The sequence below is a fragment of the Pannonibacter sp. XCT-53 genome, from assembly GCF_009915765.1.
GTDB classification, from domain to species: domain Bacteria; phylum Pseudomonadota; class Alphaproteobacteria; order Rhizobiales; family Stappiaceae; genus Pannonibacter; species Pannonibacter tanglangensis.
In genome coordinates, this window is sequence record NZ_JAABLQ010000001.1 from 1209415 (window position 1) to 1224105 (window position 14691).

The 14691-nt window shown below is 67.2% G+C and carries 13 protein-coding genes; 2 read left to right on the plus strand and 11 right to left on the minus strand.

Features of this window, described 5'->3' with window-relative positions; genetic code table 11:
* Window positions 1-5: 5 nt before the first annotated feature.
* From GWI72_RS05595 to GWI72_RS05615, 5 genes are all read right to left on the minus strand, one after another.
* Window positions 6-710 (minus strand): HAD family hydrolase, encoded by a 705-nt coding sequence (locus GWI72_RS05595; protein ID WP_161708081.1) that lies wholly within the window; start codon window positions 708-710, stop codon window positions 6-8.
* 33 nt (window positions 711-743) lie between these two features.
* Window positions 744-995, minus strand: a complete 252-nt coding sequence (locus GWI72_RS05600) for a type II toxin-antitoxin system RelE/ParE family toxin (RefSeq protein WP_244314205.1) — start codon at window positions 993-995, stop codon at window positions 744-746.
* A 32-nt stretch (window positions 996-1027) separates the two neighbouring features.
* Window positions 1028-1330 (minus strand): type II toxin-antitoxin system RelB/DinJ family antitoxin, encoded by a 303-nt coding sequence (locus tag GWI72_RS05605; protein WP_161708083.1) that lies wholly within the window; start codon window positions 1328-1330, stop codon window positions 1028-1030.
* 74 nt (window positions 1331-1404) lie between these two features.
* A complete protein-coding gene (gene abc-f / locus GWI72_RS05610) occupies window positions 1405-3288 on the minus strand; it encodes a ribosomal protection-like ABC-F family protein (RefSeq protein ID WP_161708084.1) in 1884 nt (627 codons plus the stop codon).
* Window positions 3289-3374: 86 nt separating this feature from the next.
* Window positions 3375-4262 (minus strand): DUF4344 domain-containing metallopeptidase, encoded by an 888-nt coding sequence (locus GWI72_RS05615; protein ID WP_161676042.1) that lies wholly within the window; start codon window positions 4260-4262, stop codon window positions 3375-3377.
* Between the two features lie 178 nt (window positions 4263-4440).
* On the opposite strand from GWI72_RS05615, the gene ndk reads away from it, so the two are divergent.
* Both ndk and GWI72_RS05625 read left to right on the plus strand, forming a co-directional pair.
* Window positions 4441-4863 (plus strand): nucleoside-diphosphate kinase, encoded by a 423-nt coding sequence (gene ndk, locus GWI72_RS05620; protein WP_161676043.1) that lies wholly within the window; start codon window positions 4441-4443, stop codon window positions 4861-4863.
* A 197-nt stretch (window positions 4864-5060) separates the two neighbouring features.
* Window positions 5061-7163, plus strand: coding sequence for a molybdopterin oxidoreductase family protein (locus GWI72_RS05625; protein ID WP_161708086.1), 2103 nt, complete (start codon window positions 5061-5063; stop codon window positions 7161-7163).
* A 43-nt stretch (window positions 7164-7206) separates the two neighbouring features.
* Here the strand turns inward: GWI72_RS05625 and GWI72_RS05630 are convergent, their stop codons facing one another.
* The 6 genes from GWI72_RS05630 to GWI72_RS05655 form a co-directional block, all read right to left on the minus strand.
* Entirely contained in the window at window positions 7207-8067 is an 861-nt protein-coding gene (locus GWI72_RS05630; RefSeq protein WP_161708087.1) for a glycosyltransferase family 32 protein, read from the minus strand.
* A 1013-nt stretch (window positions 8068-9080) separates the two neighbouring features.
* Window positions 9081-10283, minus strand: coding sequence for a molybdopterin molybdotransferase MoeA (locus tag GWI72_RS05635; RefSeq protein WP_161708088.1), 1203 nt, complete (start codon window positions 10281-10283; stop codon window positions 9081-9083).
* Window positions 10284-10328: 45 nt separating this feature from the next.
* Entirely contained in the window at window positions 10329-10823 is a 495-nt protein-coding gene (gene moaC / locus GWI72_RS05640) for a cyclic pyranopterin monophosphate synthase MoaC (RefSeq protein WP_161676047.1), read from the minus strand.
* Between the two features lie 3 nt (window positions 10824-10826).
* Window positions 10827-11633 carry an indole-3-glycerol phosphate synthase TrpC gene (trpC, locus tag GWI72_RS05645; protein WP_161708089.1) on the minus strand — a complete coding sequence of 269 codons (807 nt, stop codon included), beginning with the start codon at window positions 11631-11633 and terminating at the stop codon, window positions 10827-10829.
* A gap of 4 nt (window positions 11634-11637) precedes the next feature.
* Window positions 11638-12651 carry an anthranilate phosphoribosyltransferase gene (gene trpD, locus GWI72_RS05650; protein ID WP_161708090.1) on the minus strand — a complete coding sequence of 338 codons (1014 nt, stop codon included), beginning with the start codon at window positions 12649-12651 and terminating at the stop codon, window positions 11638-11640.
* A gap of 30 nt (window positions 12652-12681) precedes the next feature.
* The gene (locus GWI72_RS05655; RefSeq protein WP_161708091.1) at window positions 12682-14571 is read right to left on the minus strand and encodes a SurA N-terminal domain-containing protein; all 1890 of its coding nucleotides are present in this window, start codon (window positions 14569-14571) and stop codon (window positions 12682-12684) included.
* Window positions 14572-14691: the final 120 nt, after the last annotated feature.

Sequence of the window (14691 nt, forward strand, 5' to 3'; positions counted from 1 at the left end):
CCCGGTCAGGCCCGCCCGAACAACGCCGGCAGGTCCGTGAGGCTCTTGAGCTGGATCGCTTTCGGATGGCCAACGGGGAAGTCGGCCGCTTCCAGCGCCCAGAGCAGAGGGTAGGGGACGTGAATGGCGGTGGCGCCCAGTTCAAGGACGGGCAGGATGTCGGAGCGCACCGAGTTGCCGATCATGACCACCTTCGACATGTCGTCGGTGTAGCGGGCAAAGATCCGGGCGTAGACCTCCGGGCTCTTCTCGCTGACCACATCGACGGCGGTGAAGTGCTTCTGCAGGCCCGAGGCGGCGATCTTGCGTTCCTGGTCGAACAGGTCGCCCTTGGTGATGAGGATCAGCGGGGCGATGCCCCGGATGGCGGCAAGCGCCTCGCGCACGCCGTCGAGCGGCTCGACCGGATGGCCGAGCATGTCCTGTCCCGCCGTCAGGATCTCGCCGATCACCGTCGCCGGCACCTTGCCGTCGGTGACCTCGATCGCCGTCTCGATCATCGACAGGATGAAGCCCTTGATACCGTAGCCATAGTGGTGGACGTTGCGCCGTTCGGCGGCCACCAGCCGGTCCGCGACGCGGTTCTTCTCGCAATAGGGCGCGAGCAGTTCGGCGAAGCGGGCTTCCGTCAGCTTGAAGAAGCTCTCGTTGTGCCAGAGCGTGTCATCGGCATCGAAGGCGATGACGGCGGGAGACTGCGGCAGCGGCATGGGCGGGCTTTCTGGTGGGGGTGACGGGCGGGCTCAGGGCCATTGCCGGGCGCCATGAAGCAGGCGCAGGATGAGGATCGAACCGGCCTGTTCGGTGTAGACAACGATATAGGTCTGCCGAACAACCAGCTCCCGTGTTGACGCGACACGGCCCGGGCGGACGAGGTCAGGATGGCGCGTCAGTGTTGCAACGCGGGCTTCCACATCTTGCTTGAACGCGGTCGCGGCGGCCGGATTGTCCGCCGCGATGTCGTCGATGATCGCAAGAAAGTCCTGCGCTGCCAAGGGATGCCATGCCAGCCGCACCGCAGGCACCCTCAGTCGCCGCTGTCAAGTCGGCCGCGTGCAATCCGCCGGGCTGCCGCCGCCATGACGTCCTCGTGCGACAGCGGAGCCGAAAGGTCGTTCAGTGCCTCGGCCACCTTGTCCCGGAACCAGGCGTCATGGGCTTGCGTATCCAGCAACAGCCCCGGGGGAAGGACACCGTCCTGTGCAATCCGGGTCACGAGGATACGCACCGCATCCGACAGGGTCAGCCCGGTGCCATCCAGAGCCGCCGCCGCGCGCGCTTTTGTCTCGTCTTCAATCCGGACATGCAGCATGCCTGTCTTTGCGGTCATGACAAATCTCCGGGGAAGGGTGTCCGCTCCAATCATGGATGATGAGTGTACCTCATATGAGATACACTCTCAACTTAGCCCTCTTCGAGCTCCGCAGACAGCAGCAGCCACTCTTCCTCGGTGCTGACGAGTTTCTTTTCGCAGAAGGCGCGTTCCTTAGCGAACTTGGCGGCCCGTTCCGGATCGCGGGTGAAGAAGTCGGGATCGGACATCATCTCGTCGATCCTGGCGATCTTCTCCTGCAGCCGCGCCATTTCCTTCTCGGCCGCCTCGATCTGCTTGCGCAGCGGGGCCTGGCGGGCGCGGCGCTCGGCCGCATCGCGGCGCTTGTCGGCGCCGCTCGCCGCCTTCTCGCGCTCCCGTTCCTCGTCCTCGCGGGCCTTCTTCAGGCTGTCGGGGCCTTGCAGGATGTAGCGGCGATAGTCGTCCATGTCGCCGTCGAAGGGGGCGACGCGACCGTCGGCCACGAGCCAGAGCCGGTCGGCGCAGGCCTCCACCAGATGGCGGTCGTGCGAGATGAGCACCACGGCGCCCTGGAACTCGTTCAGGGCCTGGACCAGCGCCTCGCGGCTGTCGATGTCGAGGTGGTTTGTCGGCTCGTCGAGGATGATGAGGTTCGGTCCGTCGAAGGTGGCAAGGCCGAGCAGGAGGCGCGCCTTCTCGCCGCCGGAGAGATCCTTGGCGGGCGTGTCCATGCGGTCGGTCGGCAGACCGAAGCGGGCGACGCGGGCGCGCACCTGGGCTTCGGCCGCCTGCGGCATCAGGCTGCGCACATGGGCGACCGCGCTTTCGGCCGGGCGCAGTTCATCGAGCTGGTGCTGGGCAAAGAAGGCGATCTTCAGCTTCGAGGCCCGGACGATCTCGCCCGACATGGGGGCCAGCCGCTCGGAGATCAGCTTGGCGAAGGTGGACTTGCCGTTGCCGTTGGAGCCGAGCAGGGCGATGCGGTCATCGGTGTCGATGTTGAGCGAGATCCGCGACAGCACGGTGCGCTCGCCGTAACCCACGGCAACGCCGTCGAGCTTGAGGATCGGCGGGGCGAGACGGCCCTGCGGATCGGGGAAGTGGATCGGTTTTGCGCTCTCCTCGGTCAGCGCGATGATCGGCTCCATCTTCTCCAGCATCTTGAGGCGCGACTGGGCCTGGCGGGCCTTGGTGGCCTTGGCGCGGAAGCGGTCGACGAAGGCCTGCATGTGCTTGCGCTGCGCGTCCTGCTTTTCCTTGGCCTTCTGCTGCAGCAGCATCGTTTCGCGCCGCTGGCGGTCGAAGCTGTCGTAGCCGCCGCGGTAGAAGGTGAGCTTGCCGCGGTCCAGATGCACGATGGAATCGACCGCCTTGTTGAGCAGGTCGCGGTCATGCGAGATCAGCAGCACCTGGTGCGGATAGCGGGCGACGTAGCTTTCCAGCCAGAGCGTGCCCTCCAGGTCGAGATAGTTGGTGGGCTCGTCGAGCAGCAGCAGGTCCGGTTCGGAGAAGAGCACGGCGGCCAGCGCCACGCGCATGCGCCAGCCCCCCGAGAAGGCCGAGCACGGCCGGCGCTGTGCCTCGGCATCAAAGCCAAGGCCGAACAGGATCGCCGACGCCCTCGCCTCGGCCGTGTGCGCGGAAATGTCGGCGAGGCGCGTGTGGATGGCAGCGATCCGGTCCGGATCGGTCGCCGTCTCCGCCTCGGCAAGCAGGCGCGCACGCTCGGTGTCGGCGGCCAGCACCACCTCCAGCAGGCTGTCCTCGGTGCCCGGGGCCTCCTGGGCCACCTGGCCGATCCGGGCGTTCTTCGGGATGCTGACGGAGCCCGTTTCCGGTGCGAGGTCACCGGTGATCAGCTTGAACAGGGTGGACTTGCCCGCGCCGTTGCGCCCCACGAGGCCTGTCTTGCTGCGGGCGGGCAGGGTGACGCTGGCGCTGTCGATGAGAAGGCGGCCGGCGATGCGGTAGGTGAGGTCGGTGATCTGCAACATGGGCGGATCTTTGGGGGAGTTGTCCGGGTTTCGCAAGAACCAAACCGCCACTGTCGTGAAGAACCCCGCCAGGTCACTCCTTTGCCTCACTGCTCGGCTTTCAGATAGCGTAGATAAAGGTCTGCCATCTGGTTCAGGCGTTCATAGCACAAGTGCATTTCACGCTTTTGCGGGTGCCAGAATGCGTTTTCCTCGCCGCAGCGTATCGCCCGGAATACAACCGGTTCGGGAAGTTTGTAGAACGCGTCCAGTTCTTCTGCCACCAGCTCCATCAGCTCATTGGTCTTGAAGTCCTCGGTCAGCAGTTGCATGCCCACGGGGGCTGGACCGTAAACAACCTTTATCTTGCGGTCCGGATCGTTGTCAGCCCGCTGGTGCGGCTCAAGGAGCTTGGCCCAGGCGTATTCCGCATCGGCGTAGTCCTGTGCGCAGCTCTCAATGCGGTCTGCCTCCAGTTCCAGTTCGACCGCAAGATCGCCAAAGGTCTTGGCATCCTTGCCGACCATGAGGCAAAGGACCTTGTATCCTCGTTGAATGTCGAGGCTGTGCTCACCGGCAAAGTCAGCTTCAGCGATCTCGTTCTTGTTCGCCAGCAGGAACCATCCGTCCATGGCCGCCGAAAGCAGGTGATTGACGGTCTCGTCCTCGAACTGAAGCATGGAGACTGCGGCGAAGTTGTCCGCTGCGTCCTCTTCCTTTCCCAGCACCGGCAGCTCCAGTTCGGACACAAGCATGTGCCCTGCTTCATGGTAGAGCGTGAAGAGGGCGTTTCCGGCAACGAAGTCCAACAACGCCTCCCGATCCGCCTCAGCAAGGTCCTTGATTGCGGCTGTCACCTGCGCCGGAGTTGCGGTGTTGGGGTTGTCCTCGCTGAAGGGCGAGCTTGCAGTGGCGGCACCTGCAAACATTGCCAGAAGCGTGGCGAGCACCAGGCTCACGCAAGGCGTGATCGTAGTTTTCAGGACTGACAGCATTCGTGTTCTCGGCTTCGGATTGCGGCGTTGCGTTGTTCGATCCCTTGGTTCGTCCGGGGCCCTTGCGGTCGCCCTCGACCAAAGCTATACGGATGGTCGATTTCGAATTCGACCGGGCTCAAGGCCCGGTTTGTTGTGTTGGATTGATCCACACAAATCAAAAAGAGACGAGAGAAAAATGGCTATTGAACGCACCTTCTCCATGATCAAGCCGGACGCGACCAAGCGCAACCTGACCGGCGCCATCACCGCCAAGCTGGAAGAAGCCGGCCTGCGCGTCGTCGCCTCGAAGCGCGTGTGGATGAGCCAGCGTCAGGCCGAAGCCTTCTACGCCGTCCACAAGGACCGTCCGTTCTTCGGCGAACTGACCGAGTTCATGTCCTCCGGCCCGACCATCGTCCAGGTGCTGGAAGGCGAGAACGCGATTGCCAAGAACCGTGAAGTGATGGGCGCCACCAACCCGGCCAACGCCGCCGAAGGCACTATCCGCAAGCTGTTCGCCCTGTCGATCGGCGAGAACTCGGTGCATGGCTCCGACGCTCCGGAAACCGCTGCCGAAGAGATCGCCTTCTGGTTTGCCGGCCACGAGATCGTCGGCTGATCAGCTGACAATCACGCAAAATCAAAGGCCGGCTCCGCGAGGGGCCGGCTTTTTTCGTGTCCTGGCACAGGAGCCAAACTGGCACCCTGATTTTGCGCCGACCGTTGCTTGACTTCGCTGGCGCAAGGTCTGAAACCTCGGACATTGTCGTCCGGGCGCGTGTTGCGTCCGCTTGAGCGCCAGCCAGCGAGTGTCGCATGAACAAGCCCGCCACGATCACTGCCTTCTCCGCCTGCCCGCACGACTGTCCCTCGACCTGCGCGCTCGAGGTGGAGGTGACGGCGGAGGGGCGGATCGGCCGCCTGCGCGGGGCGCCGGACAATGACTACACGGCCGGCGTCATCTGCGCCAAGGTGGCCCGCTACACCGAGCGGCTCTATCATCCCGACCGGTTGACCCGCCCGCTCCGCCGGGTGGGGGCCAAGGGCGAGGGGCGGTTCGAGCCGATCTCTTGGGATGCCGCACTGGATCTCATCGCCGAGAAGTTCCTCGACGCCGAGGCCCGCTTCGGCACCGAGACGATCTGGCCCTATCACTATGCCGGGACCATGGGGCTGGTGCAGCGCGACGCGATCCACCGGTTCCGCCACGCCAAGGGCACCTCGCGCCAGTTCGACAGCTTCTGCACCAACATGGCCTGGACCGGCTATGTCGCCGGCACGGGCCGGTTGTCCGGGCCCGATCCGCGGGAGATTGCCCGCGCCGACCAGGTGGTGATCTGGGGCACCAATGCGGTGGCGACGCAGGTCAACGTGATGACCCACGCGATTGCCGCCCGCAAGCAGCGCGGCGCGCGGATCATCGTCGTCGACGTCTACCGCACCGAGACCATGAAACAGGCGGATGTGGGCGTGATCGTCAAGCCGGGCAGCGATGCGGCGCTCGCCTGCGCCATCATGCATGTCCTCTTCCGCGACGATCTCGCCGACCGGGCCTATCTTGCCCGCTACACCGACTGTCCGGATGCGCTGGAAGCGCATCTGGCGAGCCGCACGCCGGAGTGGGCGGAGGCCATCTGCGGCGTGCCTGCGGCTGATATCGTCAGCCTCGCCCACATGATAGGCCAGGTGAAGAAGACCTTCTTCCGCCTCGGCTACGGCTTCACCCGCACGCGCAACGGCGCGGTGTCCATGCATGCGGCCGCCAGCATCGCCGCGGTGACGGGCTGCTGGCAATATGAGGGCGGCGGCGCCTTCCACAACAATGGCGCGATCTACCAGCTCAACAAGGCGATGGTGGAGGCCCCGGAGCTGAAGACGGCCACACGCCTCCTCGACCAGAGCCTCGTCGGCCGGGTGCTGACCGGCGACCGCACGGCGCTGGCCGGTGGCCCGCCGGTGACGGCCATGCTGATCCAGAACACCAATCCGGTGTCCGTTGCCCCCGAGCAACGCAAGGTGGTGGAAGGCTTTGCCCGCGAGGATCTCTTCACCGTGGTGCATGAGCAGTTCATGACCGATACCGCCCGTCATGCCGACATCGTGCTGCCGGCAACCCAGTTCCTCGAGCATGACGACATCTACAAGGGCGGTGGCCACCAGTATCTGATCTTCGGTCCGAAGCTGACCGAGGCACCGGGCGAGGCGCGCGAGAACCTGTTCGTCATCAACGAGCTGGCCCGCCGGATCGGGGCGAAGGACCATCCCGGGTTCCACATGAGCGCACGCGAGCATGTTGACTGGATGCTGGTCAATTCCGGCTATGGCACGCTCGCCGACCTGGAGGCCGGGCGCTGGAAGGACATGCAGCCCGGCTTCGAGCAGGCGCATTTCCTGAAAGGCTTCGGCCATGCGGACGGCAAGTTCCATTTCCGCGTCGACTGGGCCAGGACGCTGGCTCCCAACCGGCCCGAGGACGGCAAGGCGCTCGGACCGGTGGCCACCATGCCGGAGCTGCCCGACTACTGGGATGCGGTCGAGCGGGCCGATGCCGACCATCCCTTCCGCCTCGTGACGGCACCAGCACGCTCGTTCCTCAACTCGACCTTCTCCGAGACCCCGGGCTCGGTGAAGAAGGAGGGGGGACGGCCCGAGGTCTGGCTGACGGCACAGGACGCCGCGAAGGCCGGCGTGGCCGACGGCGACAAGGTGGTGATGGGCAATGGGCGCGGCGAGGTCGTCCTGCACGCCCGGGTGATCGAGGGGCTGGTGCAGGGGACGGTGATCTCCGAAGGGTTGTGGCCCAACTCCGCCTTCGAGACCGGCTGCGGCATCAACACGCTGACCGGCGCCGACCCGGTCGCCCCCTACGGCGGCGCCGCGTTCCACGACACCGCCGTCTGGATCCGCAAGGCGGGGTGAGGCCTCGCGGGCCGCGGAACAGGTCTGGTCTGCCCAGGTCTGATCAGGTCTGGAACGCGATGGGGTCGAGGATGATCTCGTCGCGGGCGCGGAAGTAGGGTGGCTGGCGAAGATAGCGCACGTCGGAGCCGTCGAGGCTGACGTTGCCCTTGCCGTCGAAGTTCGGTCCGTGGATCCGCATCCGGCCGGCGAGGTCCGGATCGTCCTGCAGGCACTGGCGGAGGACACGGGTGAACATGCCCGGTCCTGTCAGCTGCAGGATCGCGGACTTCGGATTGGCGAAGCGGCGGCCGGCAAATTCCGGCGCGTAGTCGCAGATCGCCGCGATCATGCGCGCCAGCACGGGATGGCCGGGCGCGAAGCCGAAGCCCCATTGCGCGACATACCGGTCCGGGTGCGGCAGGAGCCTGAGAATGGTCTGGTCCGGCAGCAGGTGGCATTCGCTGAATTCGTGGGCGAGGAGGGCGGTCGTGTCCGGCGCATGCAGGGCATCAAGCGGCACGGTCACCGCCTTGTTGATGTCGAAATAGTAGCCGCCCCGCTCGTGCAGCAGGCAATAGCGCAGGATGTCGGCCTGCATCGGACCGAAGCGCGCGCCGCGGTAGACGGCATGGACCGGATGGTGGCCCCAGACGTCCGCCATGTAGGCATCGCGGGCGGCACGGTCGAGCAGGACGAAGGTCAGCCCCGGATTTTGCCGCCGGAAGGCCTGAAGCGCGGCCAGATGCCGTCGGCCGAACAGGTTTTCCTCCCAGGTCTGGTAGACGCGGCGCGGGATGGCCGTGTCTTGCGCCGGCGCGGCCTCAGGGGCCGGCACGGGGTCGGGCAGCGGCCGGAGCGGATAGTCGAGGACAAGGGCGCGGATGTGCCTGGTTCGCTTCAGGATCGACTTCTTGAGACGCATGGACAAAAAGGTCGTGACAAAAAAGGGTCGAGTGGTCCGCTGCCGGCGCGCGGGCGGGTGTTTGCCGTCTGTCCGCAACGGATCCGCCCTGGGGGCACCGCAGCGTGCGCCCGACAGGCCTCCCGCCGGACAGGTCGGGATAGTGTGCGTGCTTAGGATGACGGTTTGGCGTCCGTAAAGCCGGCGCGACCGAATTTCTGCAACCGCGCGGCAGGGGACGGCAATCGCCTGTGGATTTGCCCATGCAGTCTCCCGCTTGCACCCGGTTCGCCCGCCAGTCCGCCTTTCGAGACCTTGTTCGGGCCGACCTGAAATGAGGGGGGCGCGCAAAGACCAGCGGCCCACGTCTGGACCGGGAGCCTCAAGGACGGTTACGCCTCACGTGCCCGGCACGGCGCGCTGAACCACGGCACAGGACGGGCGCTGCTCCGCAACCAGTCTTTCCCTGAAGGCTGGCCACGCGAAGCCGGGAGCAACTGGAGGCCGGGAGCCTCCCAGAGCCCTCAAACAGCACGGAGAAATATCTGTTCATTGCAAATGATGCAAAAATCATCTGCAATGAAAAAATTATGTTGGAAATGAAATGGTGCTCTTCTCTTGCGTCTGGCATCTGGCATCTTCCGCATGCCGTCTGTCCCCCGGTGGCCCGGGTGCACGGGACGCCTGAGGCGCAAGGGGACAGGGCGGTCCGGCTGCCCCTCCATCGGGGCAGGGCAGCCTGATCTCGGGGCCCTTGCTGGTAGTTCCTGTCTGGAAGCCCCCATCTGGACGCCCCCGTCTGGATGGTCTTGTCTGGATGATCCTGACGGGCTGGCCCCGTCGTGTTGGCCTCTTCTGGCTGGCCTTTTCTGGCAGCCGCTGTGCGTAGGCCTCGATCCGTTGGTTTCGCTCTGGCTCCCGCAGTCCGGCTCCAGCTTTTTTGTCCCCCGGGGTCGGGGAGCCACGGTGAGGCCATGGCAGTCAGGCTGCCAGGCTGCCAGGCTGCCAGAGGGGGGGGATTGCCGGGCGCGGGGCTAGAGCACGAGCACGTCGACGCGGTCGCCGGCGTGTGCCGCCGGGGCATGGGGCTCCCGGATGATCAGGGCGCCGGAGGCGGCCAGAAGCCCGAGCATGGAACTGTCCTGCCGGTCGAAGGGCGTGACGCTGCGGGTGCCGTCGGGATGGGTGGTGAGACGGGCGCGCAGGTAGTCCTGGCGCTGGTCATTCGCCGGCACGGGCGCGGTCAGCGTTGCCGTCGTCTGGCCCGTTCCGTCCGGCTGGCCTGTCAGGCGATAGAGCAGCGGGCGCAGGAACAGGAGCGCGCAGACAAGGCTCGACACCGGGTTGCCCGGCAGGCCGAGCACCTTGGTGCGGCCGAGGTGACCGGCCATCAGCGGCTTGCCCGGCCGCATGGCGATCTTCCAGAAGGCCAGCTCCATGCCCTCGCTGCCCAGCACCGACTGCACCAGATCGTGATCGCCGACGGAGGCGCCGCCGAGCGTCACCAGAACGTCAGCGCCGGCGGCGATGCCCTCGCGGACCTTCAGGGCAATTGCGGTCGGGTCATCGGCGGCGATGCCGAGGTCGAGCGGGCTGCCGCCGCAATCCTCCACCAGAGCGGCGACGCCGCAGTGGTTGGAGGCGATGATCTGGTCCGGGCCGGGCGTCTGCCCGGGCGGAACCAGCTCGTCCCCCGTGGCGATGATCGCCACCAGCGGCTTGCGCCAGACGGGCAGTGCGGCATGGTTCATGGCGGCGGCCAGCGCCAGCGCCTTGAAGTCGAGCCGGGTTCCGGCCCGCAGCAGCACGTCGCCTTGCGAGAAGTCGAGACCGGCCGGGCGCACGAACTGGCCGGCACGCACCGGCTCCAGAACCGTGAGGCTCGCCTCGCTGCGGCTGGCGTTTTCCTGGATCAGGATGCTGTCGGCGCCAGCGGGAACGGGAGCGCCGGTGAAGATCCGCACCGCGTCACCCGGCCCCACCGTGCCGGTGAAGCCGTGGCCGGCCGGGGCTTCGCCAATGACGGTCAGCCGGGCGCCTGCGGCGGCCGCATCGGCGGCGCGCAGGGCATAGCCGTCCATGGCGGAGGCCGGGAAGGGGGGCTGGGTGCGCCGCGCCGCCAGATCGGCCGCCAGCACCCGGCCGTTGGCCGCAGCAACCGGCACGGATTCCACGCCGAGTGGCACGACGCCGGACAGGAGTTTGGCGCGGGCGTCCTCAACCGGCATCAGGCTCATGGCGTCAGGTCCTCGCGAGGGGTGGATGCCCTGTGCAGGGGCAGGTCAGGTCTCGTCGGCGCGCCAGTCGCCGGAGCGGCCGCCGCTCTTTTCCAGGAGCTTGATGTTGCCGATGACCATGCCGCGATCGACGGCCTTGGCCATGTCGTAGATCGTCAGGCAGGCGACCGAACAGGCGGTGAGGGCTTCCATCTCGACGCCGGTCTGGCCGGTCACGCGCACGCTGGCCGTGACAACGAGGCCGGGCAGGGAGGGATCCGGCTCGATGTCGACGGCAACCTTGGTGATCAGCAGCGGATGGCAGAGCGGGATCAGCTCATGCGTGCGCTTGGCGGCCATGATGCCGGCAAGCCGCGCCGTGCCGATGACATCGCCCTTCTTGGCGTTGCCGTCGAGGATGAGCTGCAGGGTTTCCGGCGCCATGCGGATCTCGCCCTGCACCCGGGCCTCGCGCCGGGTCACGGCCTTGTCGGCCACATCCACCATGTTGGCGGTGCCGGCCGCGTCGAGATGGGTCAGGTGATCCTGGTCGCCGGCCATGGGTCAGGCCGCTTCCGGGCTGCGGGCCAGCAGCGTGCGGGTGGCGCCTGCCACGTCCTCCTGCCGCATCAGGCTTTCGCCGATGAGGAAGGTGGAAATGCGCGCCGCCTGCATGCGGGCCAGATCCGCCGGGGTGAACAGACCCGATTCGCCGACGATGATCCGGTCGTCCGGGATCATCGGCGCCAGGCGTTCGCTTGTCTCCAGCGACACCTCGAAGGTCTTCAGGTTGCGGTTGTTGATGCCCATCAGCGGCGAGGCAAGCTTCAGCGCCCGCTCCAGCTCCGCCTCGTCGTGGACCTCAAGCAGGACGTCCATGCCGAGGTCGAAGGCGGCGTCCTCGAGATCCTTCGCCAGCGCGTCATCGACGGCGGCGAGGATGATCAGGATGCAGTCGGCACCCCAGGCGCGGGCCTCCGCCACCTGGTAGGTGTCGTAGAGAAAGTCCTTGCGCAGCGCCGGCAGCGCGACGGCATCCCGCGCCGCGGTGAGAAAGTCCGGGTGGCCCTGGAAGGAGGGCGTGTCGGTGAGCACCGACAGGCAGGCCGCGCCGCCGGCCTCATAGGCGCGGGCCAGCGCCGGAGGATCGAAGTCGGCACGGATCAGGCCCTTCGACGGGCTTGCCTTCTTGATCTCGGCAATGAGGGCATAGTCGCCGGCATCGAGCTTGGCCCGGATCGCCCGGGCAAAGCCGCGGGGGGCCTCGACGGTGCTCGCGGCATCCAGCAGGCTGGCGAGCGGGCGCCGAGCCTTGGCGGCGGCGATTTCCTCGCGCTTGTAGGCCTCGATGCGGGTGAGAATGTCAGCCATGGTCTTATCCGTTGGAGACGGCCACGAGGCGCTCGAGCCGGTCGAGCGCGTCGCCGCTGTCGAGCGAGCGGGTGGCCAGCGCCACGCCTTCGGGCAGGGTTGCAACCTTGCCGGCAACGATCAGCGAGGCGGCCGCGTTGATGAGCACCACATCGCGGTAGGGGTTTTTGGCCCCGGCGAGCACGGCGCGCAGGGCTGCCGCGTTTTCCTCCGGCGTTCCGCCCTTGAGGTCCTCGAAGCGGGCGGTCGGCAGGCCGGCATCGGCCGGGGTGATGGTGAAGGTCCGGACCACGCCGTCCTTCAGCTCGGCCACCTCAGTCGGGCCCGTCGTGGTGATCTCGTCCATGCCGTCGGAACCATGCACGATCCAGACATGCTCGGAGCCGAGGTTCTTCAGCACATGGGCAATCGGCTCGACCCAGCGGCCATCGAAGACACCCGTCATCTGGCGCTTGACGCCGGCCGGATTGGAGAGGGGGCCGAGCAGGTTGAAGATGGTGCGCGTGCCCAGCTCGATGCGGGTCGGCCCCACATGCTTCATGGCTGCGTGGTGCAGCGGGGCGAACATGAAGCCGATGCCGGCCTCATTGACGCAGGCCGAGATCCGCTCCGGGCCGATGTCGATGTTGACGCCAAGCTGGGCGAGGGCTTCCGACGAGCCGGACTTGGAGGAAAGCGAGCGGTTGCCGTGCTTGGCCACCTTCACCCCGCAGCCCGCGACGACAAGGGCGGCGCAGGTGGAGATGTTGTAGCTGCCCGTGGCATCGCCGCCGGTGCCGACGATGTCGATGGCATCGGCCGGGGCGGCAACCGGCAGCATGCGCGCGCGCATGGAGGCAACGGCGCCGGTGACCTCGTCCACCGTCTCGCCGCGCAGGCGCAGGCCCATCAGGAAGCCGCCGAGCTGCGAAGGGGTTGCCGCGCCCGACAGGATGATGTCGAAGGCAGCCCGCGCCTCGTCGCGCGACAGCGCGTCCCCCTCGGCGATCCTGGCAATGAAGGCCTTGAAATTGCTCATGGGAACACGCTCCGCGCGACGTCGATCCGGTCAGTTCTGGGTGTTGGTGCCGATGATCTGGGCGATGCCCGCCTGGTTGATCTCGACGCCCTTCTGCGCTTCCACCTCGTTGATGAGCTGGGACAGCAGCGAGCTCTGGAGCTGGCGGGTGATCATCTCGTCGATCGGCTTGATTTCCTCGGCCTCGACGAAGAAGGCCGGGGTGGCGATGCTGTCGACCACGAGCACGGCACGCGTGCCGCCAGCCCCTGCGGCCTCGATCACGGTCCCGACCGGGCCGGCGAAGGCCTGGCTCGAGGTTTCCGCCGGCAGGTCCTCGGTGGCAAGGTTGCGCTTGAGGGCCGGCGCCTGCCGGACCTCAAGTCCCTTCTCGGCGGCAACCGCCTCGAGGGTCTCGCCCTTGCGCAGCCGCTCGGCCGTGGCCAGCGCCAGTTCGCCGAGCTTGCGGGTGCGTTCGGCCTGAAGCCAGGCCTCGACCACGGCCGGACGGACCTCGGACAGGTCGCGGTCGCGCGCCGGCGTCACGGCGGTCACGTCGAACCACAGGAAGCCCCGGGTGCCGAGCGCGAGGGCGTCGTTTTCCACGCCGACGTCGCTCTCGAAGGCCTTGGCGAGCAGGTCGCGGGCCGGCGGCAGGGTGACCGGAGCACCGGCGGCATCGCGGCCGGCGGCATCCACGGCGGGGATGGTGACCGGCTGCAGGCCGAAGCGGCTCGCCACTTCGCCGAGCAGGGCGCCGCTGGCGCGCGCGTCCTCGATCTCGTCATGCAGGTCGGAGACCTCCTGCTCGGCGCGACGGGTCGCAAGGTCGGCCTTGATCTCGTCACGCACGGCCTCGAAGGGCTGCGTGGAGGCCGGCTGGATCTCGGCCACCTCGAGGATCAGGGTGCTGAACCGGCCCTTCACGGGCTGGCTGGTTGCGCCCTGGGGCAGGGCGAAGGCGGCTTCGGCGACTGCCGGATCCAGGAACTTGTCGCGGGTCAGCAGGCCGAGATCGACGTCGCTGTCCTTGAGGTTGCGCGCCGCCATCAGCTCCGCGAAGGTCTTGCCGGCGGCAAGCTCCGCCGCAGCCGCTTCCGCCTCGGCCGAATCGGTGAAGGGGATCTGGCGGACGCGGCGACGCTCGTCGTTGCGGTAGCGGTCGATGGTCCGGTCATACTCCGCCCGGGCTTCCTCGTCGGACACTTCGCCGGCGTTCGCCAGGCGCTCGGGGGACAGCTCCAGAAGCGTCAGCGCACGGGTTTCGGGCGCGCGGAACTCGGCCTTGCGCTCCTCGTAGAATGTCGTCAGGGCCGCCTCGTCCGGCGCGGCGATCTCGCCGACGGCCGTCGGGGCGATGAGGATGTAGCGGGCCGCACGGGTCTCGTTCTCGTAGGCGTTGATGGCCTCGAGCATGGTCCGCGGGGCGGCCATGGCCCCGGTCGCGCCCTCGGCGATCTGCATGCGGCGGGCGACCGCGCGCTGGTCCTCGACGAACTGCTCCTCGCGGATGCCGTTCTGGCGCAGGGTTTCAAGCAGGCGGTTGCGGTCATAGGTGCCGCCGCGCTGGAACTGGGGCGTCGACTGGATCATGCGCGCCAGTTCCGTGTCGGACAGGCCGATGTTGAGGCGGTTGGCCTCGTCATTCATCGCCGCGTCGGCGATCAGGCGCGACAGGACCTGCTGCGGGATGCCGAACTGGGCGCCCTCGGTGGTCGACAGCGGCCGGCCGATCTGGCGGCCGATCTGGTCGAGCTCCAGACGATAGGCGCGATCAAAGTCGGTCAGGGACACTTCCGCATTGCCGACTTTCGCGGCCGTGCTGCTGGAAAAGCCACGGAAAACGTCCGCGATGCCCCAGATTGCAAAGCTGAAGACGAGGAGGACGAGGAAAATCTTGGCAACCCAGGTGCCGGCGCCCTTGCGCAGCGCGTCGAGCATGTTGTCTCCTGATGGTCATGATGCATGCGGCCAGGCTTGTCCGGCCGGGCAGTTGCCCTGCATATCCCGTTGCACGGCGGCGGACAATAGGGCGAGCGCTGCAGATGGCGATGCGGCGCA